At 67.4% G+C, this 16907-nt stretch carries 14 protein-coding genes, 1 tRNA gene and 2 CRISPR repeat arrays; of the genes, 13 read left to right on the forward strand and 2 right to left on the reverse strand.

Translation table 11 applies throughout. From position 1 onward, the window contains the following. The 3 genes from ACTWPV_RS38780 to ACTWPV_RS38790 form a co-directional block, all read left to right on the forward strand. Positions 1-422: replication initiator (locus tag ACTWPV_RS38780; RefSeq protein WP_443155592.1), on the forward strand; the 422-nt coding region annotated here is incomplete at its 5' end. Next, positions 419-676 (forward strand): helix-turn-helix transcriptional regulator, encoded by a 258-nt coding sequence (locus tag ACTWPV_RS38785; protein WP_443155593.1) that lies wholly within the window; start codon positions 419-421, stop codon positions 674-676. The genes ACTWPV_RS38780 and ACTWPV_RS38785, both read left to right, overlap by 4 nt. Next, entirely contained in the window at positions 606-1985 is a 1380-nt protein-coding gene (locus tag ACTWPV_RS38790; RefSeq protein ID WP_443155594.1) for a tyrosine-type recombinase/integrase, read from the forward strand. Before ACTWPV_RS38785 ends, ACTWPV_RS38790 begins: the two co-directional genes overlap by 71 nt. A 239-nt stretch (positions 1986-2224) precedes the next feature. On the opposite strand, the gene ACTWPV_RS38795 is transcribed toward ACTWPV_RS38790, so the two are convergent. Further along, a tRNA-Tyr gene (locus ACTWPV_RS38795) sits at positions 2225-2301 on the reverse strand. Positions 2302-2398: 97 nt separating this feature from the next. Then, positions 2399-3463: a CRISPR direct-repeat array (repeat unit 29 nt; unit sequence CGGCTCACCCCCACGTGCGTGGGGAGGAC). A gap of 233 nt (positions 3464-3696) precedes the next feature. Between ACTWPV_RS38795 and cas3 the strand changes: the two genes are divergently transcribed. The 8 genes from cas3 to cas2e all read left to right on the forward strand — a co-directional run bounded on the left by cas3 (position 3697) and on the right by cas2e (position 12631). Continuing rightward, positions 3697-6495 (forward strand): CRISPR-associated helicase Cas3', encoded by a 2799-nt coding sequence (gene cas3 / locus ACTWPV_RS38800; protein ID WP_443155595.1) that lies wholly within the window; start codon positions 3697-3699, stop codon positions 6493-6495. A gap of 100 nt (positions 6496-6595) precedes the next feature. Then, positions 6596-8176: a type I-E CRISPR-associated protein Cse1/CasA gene (casA, locus tag ACTWPV_RS38805; RefSeq protein ID WP_443155596.1), complete on the forward strand. Its 1581-nt coding sequence runs from the start codon at positions 6596-6598 to the stop codon at positions 8174-8176. Positions 8177-8180: 4 nt separating this feature from the next. Next, on the forward strand, positions 8181-8837 hold the full coding sequence (gene casB, locus ACTWPV_RS38810) for a type I-E CRISPR-associated protein Cse2/CasB (RefSeq protein ID WP_443155597.1): 657 nt from the start codon (positions 8181-8183) through the stop codon (positions 8835-8837). Further along, positions 8834-9955: a type I-E CRISPR-associated protein Cas7/Cse4/CasC gene (gene cas7e / locus ACTWPV_RS38815; RefSeq protein ID WP_443155598.1), complete on the forward strand. Its 1122-nt coding sequence runs from the start codon at positions 8834-8836 to the stop codon at positions 9953-9955. The genes casB and cas7e overlap by 4 nt, the downstream gene beginning before the upstream one ends. After that, complete coding sequence (cas5e, locus tag ACTWPV_RS38820; RefSeq protein WP_443155599.1) at positions 9952-10698, forward strand: type I-E CRISPR-associated protein Cas5/CasD; 747 nt, start codon at positions 9952-9954, stop codon at positions 10696-10698. Before cas7e ends, cas5e begins: the two co-directional genes overlap by 4 nt. After that, positions 10695-11318, forward strand: coding sequence for a type I-E CRISPR-associated protein Cas6/Cse3/CasE (cas6e, locus tag ACTWPV_RS38825; RefSeq protein WP_443155600.1), 624 nt, complete (start codon positions 10695-10697; stop codon positions 11316-11318). The genes cas5e and cas6e overlap by 4 nt, the downstream gene beginning before the upstream one ends. Further along, positions 11315-12295 (forward strand): type I-E CRISPR-associated endonuclease Cas1e, encoded by a 981-nt coding sequence (cas1e, locus tag ACTWPV_RS38830; RefSeq protein WP_443155601.1) that lies wholly within the window; start codon positions 11315-11317, stop codon positions 12293-12295. Before cas6e ends, cas1e begins: the two co-directional genes overlap by 4 nt. A gap of 3 nt (positions 12296-12298) precedes the next feature. Next, positions 12299-12631: a type I-E CRISPR-associated endoribonuclease Cas2e gene (cas2e, locus tag ACTWPV_RS38835; RefSeq protein WP_443155602.1), complete on the forward strand. Its 333-nt coding sequence runs from the start codon at positions 12299-12301 to the stop codon at positions 12629-12631. Between the two features lie 18 nt (positions 12632-12649). After that, positions 12650-14874: a CRISPR direct-repeat array (repeat unit 29 nt; unit sequence GTCCTCCCCACGCACGTGGGGGTGCACCG). Positions 14875-15614: 740 nt separating this feature from the next. On the opposite strand, the gene ACTWPV_RS38840 is transcribed toward cas2e, so the two are convergent. Continuing rightward, positions 15615-16070: a GntR family transcriptional regulator gene (locus ACTWPV_RS38840; protein ID WP_443155603.1), complete on the reverse strand. Its 456-nt coding sequence runs from the start codon at positions 16068-16070 to the stop codon at positions 15615-15617. Positions 16071-16207: 137 nt separating this feature from the next. Between ACTWPV_RS38840 and ACTWPV_RS38845 the strand changes: the two genes are divergently transcribed. Together ACTWPV_RS38845 and ACTWPV_RS38850 are read left to right on the forward strand one after the other, a co-directional pair. Next, on the forward strand, positions 16208-16480 hold the full coding sequence (locus tag ACTWPV_RS38845; RefSeq protein ID WP_443155604.1) for a hypothetical protein: 273 nt from the start codon (positions 16208-16210) through the stop codon (positions 16478-16480). Next, the gene (locus ACTWPV_RS38850) at positions 16464-16784 is read left to right on the forward strand and encodes a hypothetical protein (RefSeq protein WP_443155605.1); all 321 of its coding nucleotides are present in this window, start codon (positions 16464-16466) and stop codon (positions 16782-16784) included. The genes ACTWPV_RS38845 and ACTWPV_RS38850 overlap by 17 nt, the downstream gene beginning before the upstream one ends. The last annotated feature ends 123 nt before the right edge of the window (positions 16785-16907 follow it).

Here is a 16907-nt window from a genome sequence, read left to right on the forward strand (position 1 = left end):
ACGAGCCCTGCTCCCCCACCTGCCCGAACTGGCTGCGCTACGGCATCCAGCCCAAGAACGCCAAACCCGGGATGGCTCCCGGCCGGTGCCGCTCCAAGGCGCACAAGCCCGAACACCTCGGCTACGCCGGACGCCGCGTCCTGGTCTCCCGCAAGTGGTCCAACAAGACCCTGGCCGAGCACAAGCAAGACCGCCGCACCTGGGTCATGGAAGCCCTCGGCCAGACCGACGAATCCACCGACCCACACCGCTACATCTGGCGACCCGTCCCGGCCGGAGACGCCAACGTGCCACCGCTGGCCGTACGACTACTCCGCTCCGTCCACGAACGGCGGCGCTGGCGAGCCCACCTCAGAGAGCTGGAAGCCAGAGCAGCCGGACAAGATCTTTCGGCAACCGAGGACATGGGGAGGGTCGCGTGAGTAGGCGAGACGAACTCCTCACCGTCGCCCAGGTCCTCGACGAACTCGGCGGAGTTTCCCGCCGCACCTTCTACCGCTGGCGCGAGATCGGCAAGGCACCGGATGGCATCCGCCTGCCCAACGGCGAACTGCGCATCTACCGCAGCGACTTTGACGCTGGCTCGAATCCCTCAGGAGCGCCGCATGACCACCTCGTACGACGTGAAGTTCTGGGAGATCCGCCGGAACAAGTCCAGCAAGTCGCCCTCCTATGAGGTGCGCTGGAAAGTCGGCGGCCGGGAGAAGTCCAAGACCTACAAGACCAAGGCCCTCGGCGAGAACTTTCTGACCGACCTACGGCAGGCCGCACGATGGGGCGAAGCGTTCGACCTGGAGACCGGTCTTCCGGAGTCGATGATCAAAGCCAAGGACGCCAGGACCGTTCTCGACTTCGTGAAGGCGTACGTCGAAGCACGTTGGCCGTACGCGGCGGCCAAGAGCCGTGACAGCATGTCCGACGCCCTCGCGACAGCTCTCCCGGCGCTGACGACAGACAAGGCAGGGCGGCCGGAAGCTGCCCTTCTCCGTACTGCCCTGCGCCAGTACATCCTGATGCCTGAAGGCAAGCGGCGCGCTATGCCTGCCGACATCGCGCGGGCCGTCCGCTGGCTGGAGGCGGCATCGCTCAACATGGAAGACCTCAACGAGACCAAGGCCGTACGCCCGGCTCTCGACGCCCTCGCACTTCGCCTCGACGGCAAGCAGGCCGGTGCCAACACGATCAGACGGAAGCGCGCCGTCCTCCACCACGTCTTCGAGTACGCGGTGGAGCTGGAAGAGCTGCCGTCCAACCCGCTGCACCGGATCAAGTGGAAGCTACCGAAGACGACCGAGACCGTGGACCCGCGCGTGGTGGTCAATCCCCGTCAGGCCAGGGAACTGCTCGTGGCGCTCACCTACGTCGGCAAGCGCCAGCGCGACGGGAAAGGACGTGGCCGGCGCTTGATGGCCATGTTCGCCTGTATGTACTTCGCGGCTCTCCGGCCCGGCGAGGCGGTCAGTCTCCGTGAGCAGGACTGCTACCTCCCGCCCGAGGGCTGGGGACGGCTCACCCTCGACGGCTCCCGCCCTGAGGTAAACCGCCGGTGGACCGACACGGGTGACGCTCACGAACGGCGCGGGCTCAAGCATCGAGGGGAGGATGACGTCCGTCGAATCCCGATCCCTCCGGAACTGGTCAAGATCCTTCGGCAACACATCGAAGAGTTCGGCGTCGCCCCTGACGGGCGACTGTTCCGCAGCGAGCGCGGCGGCGTGGTCGCCTCGACGGCCTACACCGAGGTCTGGCAGGAAGCCCGCACCCTCGCCCTCACACCTGCCCAGGTCGCCTCACCACTCGCCAGGAGGCCGTACGACCTGCGGCACGCGGCCGTCTCGCTCTGGCTCAACGGCGGCGTACCCGCTCCAGAGGTAGCCGCCCGTGCCGGCCACGGGGTGGACGTCCTGCTCAGGGTCTATGCCAAGTGCATCGACGGCCAGGAGGAGATCGTCAACCAGCGGATCGCGGACGTACTCACTGCATGAGATCACGGACGGCACCACTCGAAGGGCTCCGGTTTCCCCGGGGCCTTTCGGCGTTGCTGGGGCCACGTCATCCCGCGCATACTCCGGATCATGGGCCTCGACCTGGGGAAACGTCCCCGGATCCATCCCGCGTATATCCCGTGACCACCGACAAACGGCCGCTCACAGCGGCATCCGGCTGCATACCCCTGAAATGCAGAAGAGGCCCCGTAGGGCCTCTGAGCTGCGCTTACTGCGTGTGGCAGGTGCAAGGTTCGAACTTGCGTAGGCTGAGCCGACGGTTTTACAGACCCGTCGCAAACGCCCCTCTACCTGCACCTCTGTGCTTTCCACGGCCCTACTGGGAACGCATTGGGAACGATCATCAGCACAACGAGGAGGGCTGCAGCCCTCAGCGGTGCTCAGGGGGTCGTCCGGCTACCCCCACGTACGTGGGGAGGACATACCTGAGCGAGCAGCTCTGTTTAGTGCGCCCGGTTCACCCCCACGTGCGTGGGGAGGACCAACTGCCGACCGGTAGAGCGCCTCAAACGACCGGCTCACCCCCACGTGCGTGGGGAGGACGGCCCGATGAGCCGTACCTGATCCAGGGCATCCGGCTCACCCCCACGTGCGTGGGGAGGACCTCGGACGGTTCGAGACGGGGGAGGATGTCCTCGGCTCACCCCCACGTGCGTGGGGAGGACGCCGCTGATGAGCAGGTGGCCGGCCGCTGTGCCGGCTCACCCCCACGTGCGTGGGGAGGACAGGGGGAGCCCGACGGTAACGGGCTCCCCCTCTGGCTCACCCCCACGTGCGTGGGGAGGACGACCACTCGGCGCACCCGAGCATGAACGCGTCCGGCTCACCCCCACGTGCGTGGGGAGGACGATGATCACTCGACGCCCAGATGCTTGTACGGCGGCTCACCCCCACGTGCGTGGGGAGGACGCGATCGTCCCCGCGTCCAACGCCACCGTCGCCGGCTCACCCCCACGTGCGTGGGGAGGACAAGGTCACCCGGTGCAGAGCCACGACCGACGACGGCTCACCCCCACGTGCGTGGGGAGGACGCTGCCTGCCGCTCGTTGAGGGTGCACAGGGGCGGCTCACCCCCACGTGCGTGGAGAGGACCGCGACCGGCGTACCTGCTCCGGGTCGGCCAGCGGCTCACCCCCACGTGCGTGGAGAGGACTCCGGTGATGTGATCCCAGACCGACATGTCGGCGGCTCACCCCCACGTGCGTGGAGAGGACGTGAACGCATCGTCGCACGGGTGAGCTGGGGGCGGCTCACCCCCACGTGCGTGGAGAGGACGTTGATGCGGAGCGCCATGGTCGCGCCCCTCCCGGCTCACCCCCACGTGCGTGGAGAGGACTTCCAGCCCGCGAGGCGAGCGATCTCGTCCCAGGCTCACCCCCACGTGCGTGGAGAGGACAGCTGCCCCCGGCCGGGCCGCGCGTTCTCAGGCGGCTCACCCCCACGTGCGTGGAGAGGACACTTGCCGACCTGCGGATATGTCAGGAGCTCCGCAACTTGATGTCGGCCTTTGACGGCGTTGCGATCGACGGTTGAAACACCCACCTCTCAACCCATCCTAAGACGAATTCCCCTCATGTTTTCCGACCTTCGTCAAATTGTCGGGGCCCGACTCTACAGTGTGGATCCTGATTAGCGATCGGTGCAGCGCGCACTAATCGTCATACACGTGTCGCCGAGTTGAGGGGCTCGCATGAGCGAAACAGACGTCGATCTCGCTCTATGGGGCAAGTCGCGGGGACTGCCGTCCCCCTACCCTCTGGCCTGCCACTTGCTCGACGCTGCGGCGACAGTGGAGGCTTTGTGGGACGGCTACCTGTCGCCCGGCCTCCGGACAACACTCGCGGCAGAACTCGGCTGTAGCAGCGAGCAGGCGAGGAACCTGCTGGCGTACTGGGCGGCCCTGCACGATGTCTGCAAATGCATGCCCTGTTTTCAGGACCAAGATAAAACGGCCTGCAGTGGATTGTCTGGATACGAGAGCGTCTCCGCACCCTATGCACGGCACGACTTCGCTGCTCACGTCTGGCTGGGGCGCTTCCTCCTGGCCGACGGTTACGCAATGGTCAGGAAGAACTCTCCAGCTTTCCGAGTGGCCCAGTTGCTGGGTGGCCATCACGGCACGTTCGCTCCGTTCAACCACCGGGAATTCACCCAGCCCCTGGACGCGCTCCCCGCGCTGGGACGAGGGAAATGGGAGGAGCAACGGCAGGCGCTCGCGACGCTGATGCGGACGCTCCTGGGCGGCCCACCGCCACCCGCAACGGTGTCCGCCGCCGGTGGAGCGCTGGCCTGCGCTGTGGTCATCTTGGCCGACTGGCTTGCCAGTCAGGACAACTTCCTGGCGCAGAGGCTGAACGCAGGGATTCCTACTCGCGGAGACGCCACCGCGCTGCGAGCGCACCTGCAGCAGAGCCGCACGATGGCACCGGACCTTCTGCGGCTTGCCGGCCTGGGACAGTTGGCCTTCACCGCGGGTGATTTCCGCGACGACTTCCCCTTCGCACCGAACGACCTGCAACAGTCGGTCAGTGAGCGACTGCCGGACCTACTCGACACTGACCCCGGTCTGTTGCTGATCACGGCACCGATGGGTGAAGGCAAAACAGAGACCGCCTTGCACGCGGGACGGTTGATGGGTGAAGCGGCACAGACGCCGGGCTACTTCATCGGCCTGCCGACGATGGCGACCTCGGATCAGATGCTCGGGCGGGTGGACGACTTCCGACGCCGCCGTGTCCAGGGAGCGGACTCTCTGACGCTGTTGCACGGGATGGCCTGGCTGAACAGCGCCTACACCGCCGAAGGCGACGAAGCCGGCGTGGTGACAGGCGACCCGATGGCGACGCCCTGGCTGCGTGGGAGCAAGAGAGGGCTGCTGTCGAACCTCTCGGTCGGGACCATTGATCAGGCGCTCATGGCCGTGCTGCGAGGACGACACAACGTGCTCCGGATGCTCGGCCTGGCCAGCAAGGTGCTGGTCATCGATGAGGCGCACGCCTACGACGCCTACATGCAGGGTCTGCTGAAGGTCCTCCTGGAGTGGCTAGGGTCGTTGAAGGTGCCCGTTGTCCTGCTGTCAGCGACGCTGCCGGTGGCCACGGGACGGCGCCTGGCGGAGGCATACCTGGCCGGTGCTGGCTGTGCGACCAGCAAGGTGCCCGAGCTGACGTATCCAGGCTGGCTGTACGTCAGCCCGACTGCGGCTACGTCCATGCCTGTCAGGAGCCGTGAACGGACGCTTCACATCGAGCTGCACGGGGTTCCGCTCGATGGGGAGCAGCGTCCGATGCGTACGACGGCGCTCCGCCAAGCGCTACGCCCGCTTGTCCAGCAGGGCGGGTGTGCGGCCGTAATCTGCAACACAGTGGCCGAAGCCCAACGGACGTACCTGGAGTTGAAGGCGTGGCTGGGCGAGCAGGTAGGCGCCGGTGAGGTCCCGGCACTGCGCCTGCTGCACTCGCGCTTCCCTGCGTACCGACGAGCGGAGATCACCGAAGAGGCTGTGCGCTGGTTCGGCAAGGACGAAGGCGCCCGGCCGAACGCGGCGATCCTGGTCGCAACGCAAGTGATCGAGCAGTCTCTGGATCTCGACTTCGATCTCGTAATCAGTGACCTGGCACCGATGGCCATGCTGCTCCAGCGAGCCGGCCGGTGCCAGCGGCATATGCAGCACGACAAATGGCGGCCAGCTTGGGCCATTGACGAGGCGAACGCCTGCGCAAAGACGCAGCCGCGACCGACGATGAGGCTGACCGTACTCACACCCGTCGATGAGTCGGGCGGGCTGCGGATTCCACGATCATGGCCTTTCGTCTATCCAGCAGCGCTGCTGCGCCGCACCTGGCAGGCCCTCAAAGGCCTGCCCCAAGGGCGGGTGGCCATCCCAGGCGACGTGCAGCAACTCGTCGACCAGGTGTACGACGAGGCTTTCGGGGACGAAGCGTCACGCCCCACCGAGGAGGACCTCGCCAGGCTCGCGGACGAGCAGACCAAGGACCTGTACGCCAAGATGGCCGCAATTCCGGTGCCCAGTGCCGTGGACGACTTGAGCCAGCTCACCGGCGACGACTTCGTGACCGAGTACTCGACCCGGCTGGGCGCGGACTCTGGCCGTGTCGTGTGCTGCACGGCCGACTCTGGCGGACAGCCCATGCTCGGAGATCAACCCCTGCCGGTGAAGCCGAACGGCAAGAAGGGTGACCGTACATGGTTCACGAAGCAGCAGGTCCGGCAGGTCCTCATGCATGCCGTGCCGGTCCCCGGCAACTGGCTCCGTGAACGCTCCGATCCGGACGACACTCCCCCTGACTGGGATAACAGCCCGCACTTGCGCGACCTCGTCGTCGTGCGCCTAGCCGGCCCGCAGTCGTCCGGGATGCTCGGCGACCGAGAGCTATGGCTGTCCCGGGAACTGGGGCTGTCAGAGTTCAGCGGCGACCACCGTGAGGTGGCTGCGCACGCCCTCTCCACCCGTGACGACGAACCGTAACGAAGCAGCACTGACGATCGAAACCATAGCGCCGCCCTACGCCGCATGAGCATCACCCAGAGCCACATCCTTATCCCGTCGATCGAAAGGCGGTCCGCACGTGCCATCTCACTCGGTCGCTGAACCACAGCGGTCTCATGTTCCCCCCGCGGCCACTCACTACGATCTATTGGAGCGTTCCTGGCTGCCCATTCGAGTAGGCGGGCAGCGGCGCAAGATCGGGCTACGGGAGCTGTTCAGTACAGCGCACGAGTTGACGGACGTCGAGACATCGCCTCCTCCCGGGGCCGCAGGGCTGTGGCGAGTCCTCACGGTGATCGCCGCTCGCATCACAGGGCTGGACGACATGACCGCGGGGAGCCAGCGGTGGAGCCAGTACCAGGCCGACGTGCTGGCGCGGGGTCGTTTCGACCTGGACAGGGTGAACGAGTACTTCGACTGGTACGCCAACCGCTTCGACCTCTTCGACCTGAGCCGACCGTGGTTGCAGGATCCACGGCTGCGGACCCAGTGCAAGACGAGCTCCGGTGTGAACAAGCTCGTCATGTCGAGGCCAGCAGGCAACAACCAGGTGTGGTTCAACCATGCGACGGCGCTGGATCCTCCTCCGTTGCCCACTGAGGAAGCGATCCTCCACCTGCTGACGCAGCTCTATTACGGTCCCTCCGGGCAATGCACTCCTCGCACGGCCCGCACGCTGTCGGGCGGTAACAGCAAAGCGGGCCCTCTACGCCGAACGATCTCGTTCCACCCTGTGGGGACCAACGTCTTCGAATCCCTGGTGGCGAGCATCCCGCCCTCGCATCACTACGCAACGGGTGGTGTCGATCAAGCTCCGTGGGAAGCAGATGAATTGCCCGATCCCACCCGTGCGGTGCCCCGCCCCAGTGGGGTCGGCGGAGTGCTGACGGGGCGTTTCCAGCACGCGGTGCTGCTGCAAGGTTCCCCTGACGGCGCGTACGTCACCGACGCCTGGATTACCTGGGCCTGGCGCGATGCGGACTTCCCGGCGGAGGACCCCTACTTGGTCTATCAGCAGAACAAGGACGGCAACCGCTACGCCCGCCAGGCCGATGGCAACCGCGCGCTGTGGCGAGACTTCGACGCGCTGATCATGGAGGACACCGGAGACAACCATGCGCGCCGCCCGCTGGTCCTGGCGAATGTCGAGGACCTGCGGCTGTTCCTGCTGCCGAGCCTCAGAGCCCGTGCCTTCGGGTTCGACCAGGATGGCCAGACGCGGGACAAGGAATGGACGGTCGGCTCCACGCCGGCCCTGCTCACCCTGGCGAACGAAGACGGCGTGCCGGCGGCGATCAGCACCATGCGGCAGGCAGCCGAGAGGCTGGAGTCGCAGCTTCGATACGCGCTGCGTCAGGTATGGATAGCCATCAACGATCCGTCCAATGGCAACGGCAAGCCGGCGCGTAAGGACATCTCCGAGGGCCCCTGGCCGACTGACGGTTCCTTCCGCTACTGGCCCCGAGCGGAACGCCTCTTCTGGGAGCGGGTACGCACGCGGAACTTCGACGGCGCCGCGCAGCAGTTCCTCAAGCTGGCCCTGGCGGTCTACGACGAGGTGACCGATCAGGCTTCTGTTCTTCCCCGTGTCCGGCGCGCTGTCGAACTCAAGCGCAGCCTCATCCGCCTGGCACTGAAGCACAACAACGGAAGGAGGTGAGGTGATGGCGGTCTCGCTGGAGACAGCGGACAAGTACGTCACCTACATCCGCAAGAAGATCACGGCTCCCAGCAGTCGCGCCGCACTGCGCCGGAGCGTGGGACGGCCGGTAGACGACGCCGCGACCCGCAAGGCTCATTCCGTGGTAGCCGCGTGGCTGCCGTCCGGGCGGACGCGGCCGGCCGTCGAGAACGCCTACTACGGAGTCGCAGCCATGATCGCGGCTCAGCCCCGCCGACGTGGTGAGCAGGAGGACGCCGAGGAGGTTCCTTCCTCCATCCAGGACGAATCAGCGAACGAGCCGGAAGCAGCGCGCAAAGACTACGAGCGGCCGTCCACCAGCCTGGGAGCCGCCCTCGGCAGGGCCGTCATCGACAAGAAGCTCAAGCACGACACGGTGGAGGCCCGGCTCCACCTGCTGTGCCGCCAGGACGTCGCCGGCCTGCACCGCAAGCTGCCCGGCGTGGTGGGCCAGCTGGCCGCCAAGGAGATCGAACCGGACTGGGGGCGGCTGCTCCGCGACCTCAGCCGATGGGAGCGCGACCGCGACCTGGTGACCAAGAGATGGCTTCAGGACTTCTACCGCATCACGGTCGCCTCCGAACCAAGCCACAGCCAACCGAATGACACCGACGACCGATCCGAGAGCGAGGACCAGTGACCATCCCCCGATACCTCGACGCGCACATCCTCCAGACCGTGCCGTTCGCGAACCTCAACCGCGACGACCTCGGATCTCCCAAGAGCCTGGTCTACGGCGGCGCAACCCGTACCCGCGTCTCCAGCCAGTGCTGGAAGCGCGCCGTCCGCCTTGACGTACAACGAGTCATCGGCGATCCCGCCGTCCGGACACGGCGCGTTCCGACCGAGGTCGCCGACCGGCTCAAGACCCGAGGCTGGTCGGAGGACGCCGCCAACGCGGCCGGCGCCCAGATCGTGCTGTCGGCCAACAAGAAGGAGGGTTTCAAGCTCGAAGACAATGGCGGCACGTCGGTGCTGCTGTACCTGCCCAAAGTTACCCTGGACGCGCTGGCGGACCTCGCCGACGAGCACCGGGAGACCATCGAGCAGACCGTGGGGGTCAAGAAGCCTAAGGCCGTGTTGCCCGTGGACAAGGTCGGCGAGTTGCTGTCGGAGCGCAACGGCGTGATCAACATGTTCGGCAGGATGCTGGCCGAGCTTCCCGGCGCCGGCGTCGCGGGGGCCGTCCAGGTCGCGCACGCCTTCACCACGCACGAGGTGGCCCCCGAGATCGACTTCTTCACCGCAGTGGACGACTGCCTGCCCGCGGACGAGGTAGGCAGCGGACACATGAACAGCGCCGAATTCAGCGCGGGAGTCTTCTACCGCTACGCCAGCCTGGACCTCGCCGGCCTGCGCGACAACCTGGGCGGGGACACGACCATGGCCGAGGAGCTGACCAAGGCGTTCCTGACCGCGTTCATCTCCTCTCTCCCCACCGGGAAGCAGACGGCGTCGGCCGCCAACACCCTGCCCGACCTGGTGCACGTCGCCGTACGTGCTGACCGGCCGATCTCCTTCGCCGCCGCCTTCGAGGCACCGGTACGTCCCGAGCAGGGCCTCGCCGCTCCCTCACGTGACCAGCTCAGCCGCCACGCCGGCCGCCTGCAGAGGCTCTGGAACACCACGGGGATCATCGACCACGCGTACGCCTGCATCGATGAGAAGCCGCTGGCCGGGCTCGGAGACCAGGTGGACTCCTACCTCCAGCTCATCGAGCGGGCGGTGACCGCCGCCCACAGCGGAGCCGCGGCATGAGCAGTCTCGTGCTGCGGCTCGCCGGGCCGCTGCAGTCCTGGGGCGAGCACAGCGTCTTCGCCCAGCGGGACACACTGCGTTTCCCCACCCGGTCCGGCCTCATCGGCCTTATGGCCGCCGCCGAGGGCCTGGAGCGCGGCCGGTCCCTGGCCGGCTACGAGCACCTGCGCTTCACGGTACGGATCGACCGTCCCGGCGTGCGCATGCTGGACTTCCACACGATCGGCGGCGGCATGCGTCGTGGGGTGCCGCGACCTGACGGAAGCCAGCGACCTCAGGGAACGGCCACGATGGTGACCCGGCGTCAGTACCTGTCCGACGCCGCGTTCACGGTCGCTGTCGAGGGCCCGGAGGACCGGCTGGCCGAGATCGCCCAGGCACTGCGTCAACCACGCTGGCAGCCGTACCTGGGTAGACGCTCCTGCCCGCCCGACCAGCCGCTGCTGCTGAGCAGCACGGCCACCGACCCGGTGACTGACCTGCGTACCCGGGTGCCCGTAGCCCGAGCACTGCGCCCGAACGAACCACCGGAGGCGGAGTTCGTCACGGAGACCACCGAAGAGGCCGCCGACGCCGTCACCGAGTTGGCCGACGTACCGGAGAGCTTCAGCCGTTACGACCGGCGCTACCGGTCCCGAACGGTCAGCATCATCACCCAGCCCATCTCCAAGGAGCTGTTCGTCGGCAACGAGAAGTACTGGAGCCTCCTCACCACCTACATCCACGAGGAGGAAGCACGATGACGGCCTGGCTGATGCGGATCCTCCCCGATCTCAAGCGTCGGGACGTCGGCCGCGACCTGCGCGACCCCGACCTGTTGCACAAGCGGCTGATGTCGCTCGTACCCGACGACATAGGCAAGCAGGCACGGGCCACCGCCGGAGTGCTGTTCCGCGTCGATGAGACTCGCCAGGGCACTCACCTGCTGGTCCAGACCCTCATGAAACCCGAGCTGGAGCGGCTGCCAGATGGCTACGGCGAGATTAGCGTGAAAGAACTCGACACGCTGATCGGCAATCTTCGAGCCGGCGTACGGGTGCACTACCGCATCGCCGCCAACCCCTCCAAGCGGCTCGGCAAATCCGCCGGCGAGAACGCCGGGAAGATCAAGGCGCTGCGCGGAGCGGACGCCGAGGAGTGGTGGGTAGCCAAGGCCGCTGGCCACGGTTTAGCCGTCGCGACGGTTCAGGCGCTGTCGGAGCGCGACATCCGCGCCAAGGGCGGCATCCGCCACGCGGTGGTCCGCTTCGACGGCAGCGGCGTGGTCACCGACCCAACCGCCCTCCGAGAGGCGATGCTGACCGGCATCGGCCGCGGCAAGAGCTACGGATGCGGCCTGCTCAGTCTGGCCGTCGCCCGGTGAGCGCCAACGCGCGCCGCAAACTGGCCTCGCCCACGCTGGCCATGCTGCCACGAGTGGCCGACTCTCTGTCATTCCTGTACGCCGAAGCGGTGCGCATCGTGCAGGACGACACCGGGGTCTGTGCTCAGGTCGCCTCTCACGACGGGACCGATCGCGTCTATCTTCCGACGGCTTCCCTGGCGTGCATCCTGCTGGGCCCAGGAACGTCCATCACGCAACCCGCCATGGCCACGATCGCCCGGCACGGCACTTCACTCGTGTGCGTCGGCGCCGGCGGGGTGCGTAGCTATGCGGGCATCGTGCCGTCCTCACTGACCACTACCTGGTTGGAGAAGCAGGTCCGCGCCTGGGCCAGCGACGACCTGCGCCTGCAAGTGGCAGTACGCATGTACGAGATGCGGTTCGGGCAGTCGTCAGCTCCCGCAGGCGCGACGCTCGCCCAGCTACGCGGTCTAGAAGGACAGCGGATTAAGGCGCTGTACCGGATGATGGCCACCAAGTACCGGATCAAGCGCTTCAAACGCGACTACGATCCGGACTCCTGGGACGACCAGGACCCGGTGAACAAGGCGCTGTCTGGAGCCAATTCCTGCATGTACGGCGTTGTTCACGCGGCTGTCCTGGCGCTGGGCTGCTCCCCTGCACTTGGTTTCATCCACAACGGCACCCAGATGGCGTTCGTCTACGACGTAGCTGACCTGTATAAGGCGCGGGTGACTATCCCCATGGCCTTCTCGCTGCACACGTCGCCGGATCCCGAACGAGAGGCACGTCGGCGGTTGCGCGAGGAGTTCCGAGCGCTCAAGCTCATGCCGCAGATCGTCGCGGATATCCAGACGCTGCTGGACCCTGACAACGTCGATGCCAAGTCCAGCGACCGAACGGCGGACCTGGTCCATCTTTGGGATCCCGATGTCGGCGCTCTGCCCGCAGGAGTCAACTACGGGTACGAGTTCATCGATGTCCCGCTGGAGTGACTGATGGCATCAATGATCGTCATATCCACCACCGCCATCCCCGACCATGTCGGTGGAGCGCTGTCGCGCTGGCTCATCGAACCCTGCCCCGGTCTCTTCGTCGGCACAGTTTCCGCACGGGTCCGCGACGAACTGTGGGCAGCGGTCAGCGCGAGCCTCGGTGACGGCATGGCCGTCCTGATCCATCCGGCTGACAACGAGCAAGGGTTCACCATGCGGACATCAGGACAGCGACGGCGTCACGTCGTCGACTTCGACGGACTCCAACTCATCAAGTTCGCCGCCGACACTCGCGGCACCGGAAGCGATCAAGAAGAAGCGCAAGTGAACTTGTGAAACCGCAGGTCGCGAAGTGTCCTCCCCACGCACGTGGGGGTGCACCGCCGCATCCCGAGCAGTGGGCACAGAGGCCAGGGTCCTCCCCACGCACGTGGGGGTGCACCGAAGCCCTCTCGATAGATCGTCCGCGCGGGGGAGTCCTCCCCACGCACGTGGGGGTGCACCGTCGCTGGGGGAGGGGAAGGCCCCGCTGCGGCTGTCCTCCCCACGCACGTGGGGGTGCACCCAGGACCGATCGAGCGGCCTGACGCGCTCGCTGTCCTCCCCACGCACGTGGGGGTGCACCGAATGCCTTCCACGGGCCCTTGTTGCCGTTGCCGTCCTCCCCACGCACGTGGGGGTGCACCGTCCCTGGCTGAGCTCCCGCCGCCGCAGCGCGCGTCCTCCCCACGCACGTGGGGGTGCACCGGCCATCCAATACATCTGCGACACGATGGGCGCGTCCTCCCCACGCACGTGGGGGTGCACCTGTGATCGTCTGGGCTGACGCCGCCTGACCCCGGTCCTCCCCACGCACGTGGGGGTGCACCGGGGTTGCTGCGCACGGCGCCGGTCCGCTCGAGGTCCTCCCCACGCACGTGGGGGTGCACCGGATCGTGGAGTCGTCGCTGTTGAGCGGCAGTTGTCCTCCCCACGCACGTGGGGGTGCACCAGTTCCTCGCGCTGCCTGCGATCGCGCGATTGCCGTCCTCCCCACGCACGTGGGGGTGCACCGTTCAAGGGTGTGCTGAAGGTCAGCGTGCTGTGCTCCTCCCCACGCACGTGGGGGTGCACCGACCACGCGCGGCTCGCGCCAGCGCAGCGGCGCGTCCTCCCCACGCACGTGGGGGTGCACCGACGGCACCGTCGAGGAGACAGCCCGGGGCCCGGTCCTCCCCACGCACGTGGGGGTGCACCATCACTCACCGAGCTCAACGAAAGCAGGTGCCGTCCTCCCCACGCACGTGGGGGTGCACCGTTTCGTTATCTGGTGGGGCCGAGTTACGTTGAGTCCTCCCCACGCACGTGGGGGTGCACCGATGTCCATGCTGCCGTTGTACGGCGCACCACCGTCCTCCCCACGCACGTGGGGGTGCACCGTCGATCCGCTTGGTCATATTGGCCGAGTTGGCGTCCTCCCCACGCACGTGGGGGTGCACCGGATCCAGTCCAGGTCATTGCAGGTCGGGGTCGGTCCTCCCCACGCACGTGGGGGTGCACCGGAAGCCAGGTTCGCGCCGACCGTGCTGGTCGGGTCCTCCCCACGCACGTGGGGGTGCACCGCAGTCGGGCATAGCCGTAGGTGACGCGCCCATGTCCTCCCCACGCACGTGGGGGTGCACCAGCTCAGCCGCCCGATCCGCTTCTCGACCTCTTCGTCCTCCCCACGCACGTGGGGGTGCACCGCCCAACAGTGGTTCTACGACGCTTGGGACGTAGTCCTCCCCACGCACGTGGGGGTGCACCGCAGCACGTGGAGCGGTGGCGTCCGCAGTACTGGTCCTCCCCACGCACGTGGGGGTGCACCGATGTAGGCGTAGTTGTCGTTCGACTTCAGGCCGTCCTCCCCACGCACGTGGGGGTGCACCCTCGTGGGAGCAGTATGGGCAGAGCCCGTCTTCGTCCTCCCCACGCACGTGGGGGTGCACCGGACTCGACGTGGGCGGACCCAGTATCGCGGCGGTCCTCCCCACGCACGTGGGGGTGCACCGCAGGTCTTCTGTCGCCGGGCCTGCGCACGATCGTCCTCCCCACGCACGTGGGGGTGCACCGGCCGCGGGGAGCCATGACGTGGACAGGGCCACGTCCTCCCCACGCACGTGGGGGTGCACCGGGGATCGACGATATTCGGGCTGCGCCCGGCTTGTCCTCCCCACGCACGTGGGGGTGCACCGATGCCGAATTCGTCGGGCCTGTCCCAGTCGACGTCCTCCCCACGCACGTGGGGGTGCACCGGTGAGCGAGCGGGCGGCGCAGGTGTCGCAGGCGTCCTCCCCACGCACGTGGGGGTGCACCGACGCGCATCCTGGCCGGCCGGTTCGCGCGAGGGTCCTCCCCACGCACGTGGGGGTGCACCGGTGGCGGCGGCGCGGTCGCTGCTGGCGTCGTTGTCCTCCCCACGCACGTGGGGGTGCACCGGCCCTGCTTTCCGTTCCGACTGGCGAGCCCGAGTCCTCCCCACGCACGTGGGGGTGCACCGAGCATCCAGATGGAGCGGTGGATCCTGCGCGAGTCCTCCCCACGCACGTGGGGGTGATCCGGCGCGGCAGGTGGCGGCGCGCCGCAGAGTCGTCCTCCACACGCACGTTCAAACCGGGTCATCGACTGCGGATCTTTCTTCCATGCCTTGGTCAAGGCGGCAACGAGCGCCCCTGCCCCGAAGTCCTACCTAGCGTCGGGCAGCCACGTCGACGACCGTGAGGGCGACCATGAGCAACCTTCCACCGTCCGCGTTCCTACGCAGGTCACCATCCGACCCGAGGCACGGCTACGGCCTGATCTGGGTCGGGCTCGCACTCGCCGTGGGCGCCGCGAGTGGCTTCGCACTCGGGCGGAGCACGCAGCAAGCACCTCCCGTGCCCCCGCCGGTCGCCGTCCACATCGCCGTGACACAACCCTCGCCCGCTCCGCCTACGCAGGCTGCGGCAACACCCACGGCCAAGCCCACGCGTTCCAAACGACCTTCGCCAGACAAGCAGACAGTGCCGATCTCCAGAAGGGACAGCAAGCCCCGCGTGGCCGAGCCGGCCAGGCCGCGCACCCGAGTTCGACCACACACCAAGCACCCTCGCCCCTGCGCCCACACCAAGGGCGTCGAGGCACGCGTGTGCAAGGCGTTCTTCTTCGGGCGCTGACCGCAGCCCTGTTCCGCGGAATCCGCACAATGGACGCTTCGAGGCGTCTACTCCAGGTCAACCGGCTCGTCGCCGGCTACCGCACAATGCGCCCGACCAGTCAGCAGATCGCCGCAGTATTCCGCAGAACCGCCGCCCGCCGAGCGTCACTCCCCCGCCGACGCGTCTTCGGCGACCAGTTCCACCTGGTCCCCGCGCAGAATCTTGCGATGCTTCCGCGGCCCCGGCACGACCTCGAACACCGGCACGCCCTCCGGCATCCCACCGAACTCCCGCAGCTCAGCGGACGTGGCCAGTTCCCGCCGCTCGTCCGGCGTCGGCATGCGTGTGATCACCCGCGCCCCGGCCGGCACCGGGTACGGCTCGCGGGTCGGCTCAACGGCCACCATCGACCCCCGCTTACGCACCGTAGTGATCTGCCCCTCGGCACGCAGATGGGCCAGAGCCTCGCGTACGGTGTCGCGGCCCACCTCGTACATCTGTGAGAGCTGAGCCTCCGAGGGCAACCACGCTCCGGGCCGGTAGCGGCCGGCCGTGATGTCGTCGCGGATCGCAGCCGCGACCTGCCGGTAGACCGGCACCCCAGAGCTGTAGTCGATCACGGCAGACAAGTGTCACAGGGCCATATTGCCATGAGCCTTGTGGCCATGAGCCCCCAGCGTTAACGTGGGCAAACGGCCATTGGCAAGCATTTTCAAGGAACAGCTTATCCGAAATCAGGACGAAAGACGCAAACCACATGACTACGGCTCGCGAGGCACTGTCTGACCCTGGTCTTCGTGGCGCGTTCAGGCGGTTCTACGTCTGGCGCGACTCCGACGGCGTATGGCACGCCAGGCCGCTCCCCAAGCTGACCAGCGAAGAGATCGCCTACCGGATCCTGCCGGAGCTGGTCGCCGACTCCCCCATCCAGCTCGCCTACAAGTGCACGTGGCAGCGGAGCCGCCGCAAAGTCCATCGCTACCTGCAGAAGTATGCCCAGAGGAGCGCGGCCCTTGAGTCAACCCCCTGAGCCGCCGCAGGTGCGATGGGAGCCGTACCAGGGTCCGTCCCGCGGCAAGGCCCGGATCACGGAAACCTCGTGTTGCGGGGCCTACGAATGGGCCGCCCAGGGCGGGCACTTCCTCGTCCTGCGCCCCACCAGCAAACCGGGCCGCTACGAGGAGACGGCCAGGGGCCTGTACCGGCAGGCACGCGAGGTCTGGGCGGCACACCTGACCTTTCATGCGCTCCGGCACCAGCACGAAGAAGCTGCTCGCGCCGCCGCCAAGAGACAACACCATGCTCGTGGGTCCCACGACGAGCGAGCCGCCTGAGTCACGTCAGCGTTCATGCGACGCGCAGCCCCACCCATTTCTGATCACAATCTGCGGATTTCTGCGGCATAGCGCGAGGCCCTGAGATCGCGCTTCCGAGCCATCCCGTGGGCTGCCCTGGAG

The organism is Nonomuraea sp. KM88, from assembly GCF_052245635.1.
Taxonomy (GTDB): Bacteria; Actinomycetota; Actinomycetes; order Streptosporangiales; family Streptosporangiaceae; genus Nonomuraea.

Bases quoted from the DNA above. Each gene is read 5' to 3' on its own strand.
- casB (WP_443155597.1), top strand. From the start codon at position 8,181: ATGGCGGTCTCGCTGGAGACAGCGGACAAGTACGTCACCTACATCCGC.
- ACTWPV_RS38790 (WP_443155594.1), top strand. From the start codon at position 606: ATGACCACCTCGTACGACGTGAAGTTCTGGGAGATCCGCCGGAACAAG.
- ACTWPV_RS38845 (WP_443155604.1), top strand. From the start codon at position 16,208: ATGACTACGGCTCGCGAGGCACTGTCTGACCCTGGTCTTCGTGGCGCG.
- cas5e (WP_443155599.1), top strand. From the start codon at position 9,952: ATGAGCAGTCTCGTGCTGCGGCTCGCCGGGCCGCTGCAGTCCTGGGGC.
- cas2e (WP_443155602.1), top strand. From the start codon at position 12,299: ATGGCATCAATGATCGTCATATCCACCACCGCCATCCCCGACCATGTC.
- cas3 (WP_443155595.1), top strand. From the start codon at position 3,697: ATGAGCGAAACAGACGTCGATCTCGCTCTATGGGGCAAGTCGCGGGGA.
- cas6e (WP_443155600.1), top strand. From the start codon at position 10,695: ATGACGGCCTGGCTGATGCGGATCCTCCCCGATCTCAAGCGTCGGGAC.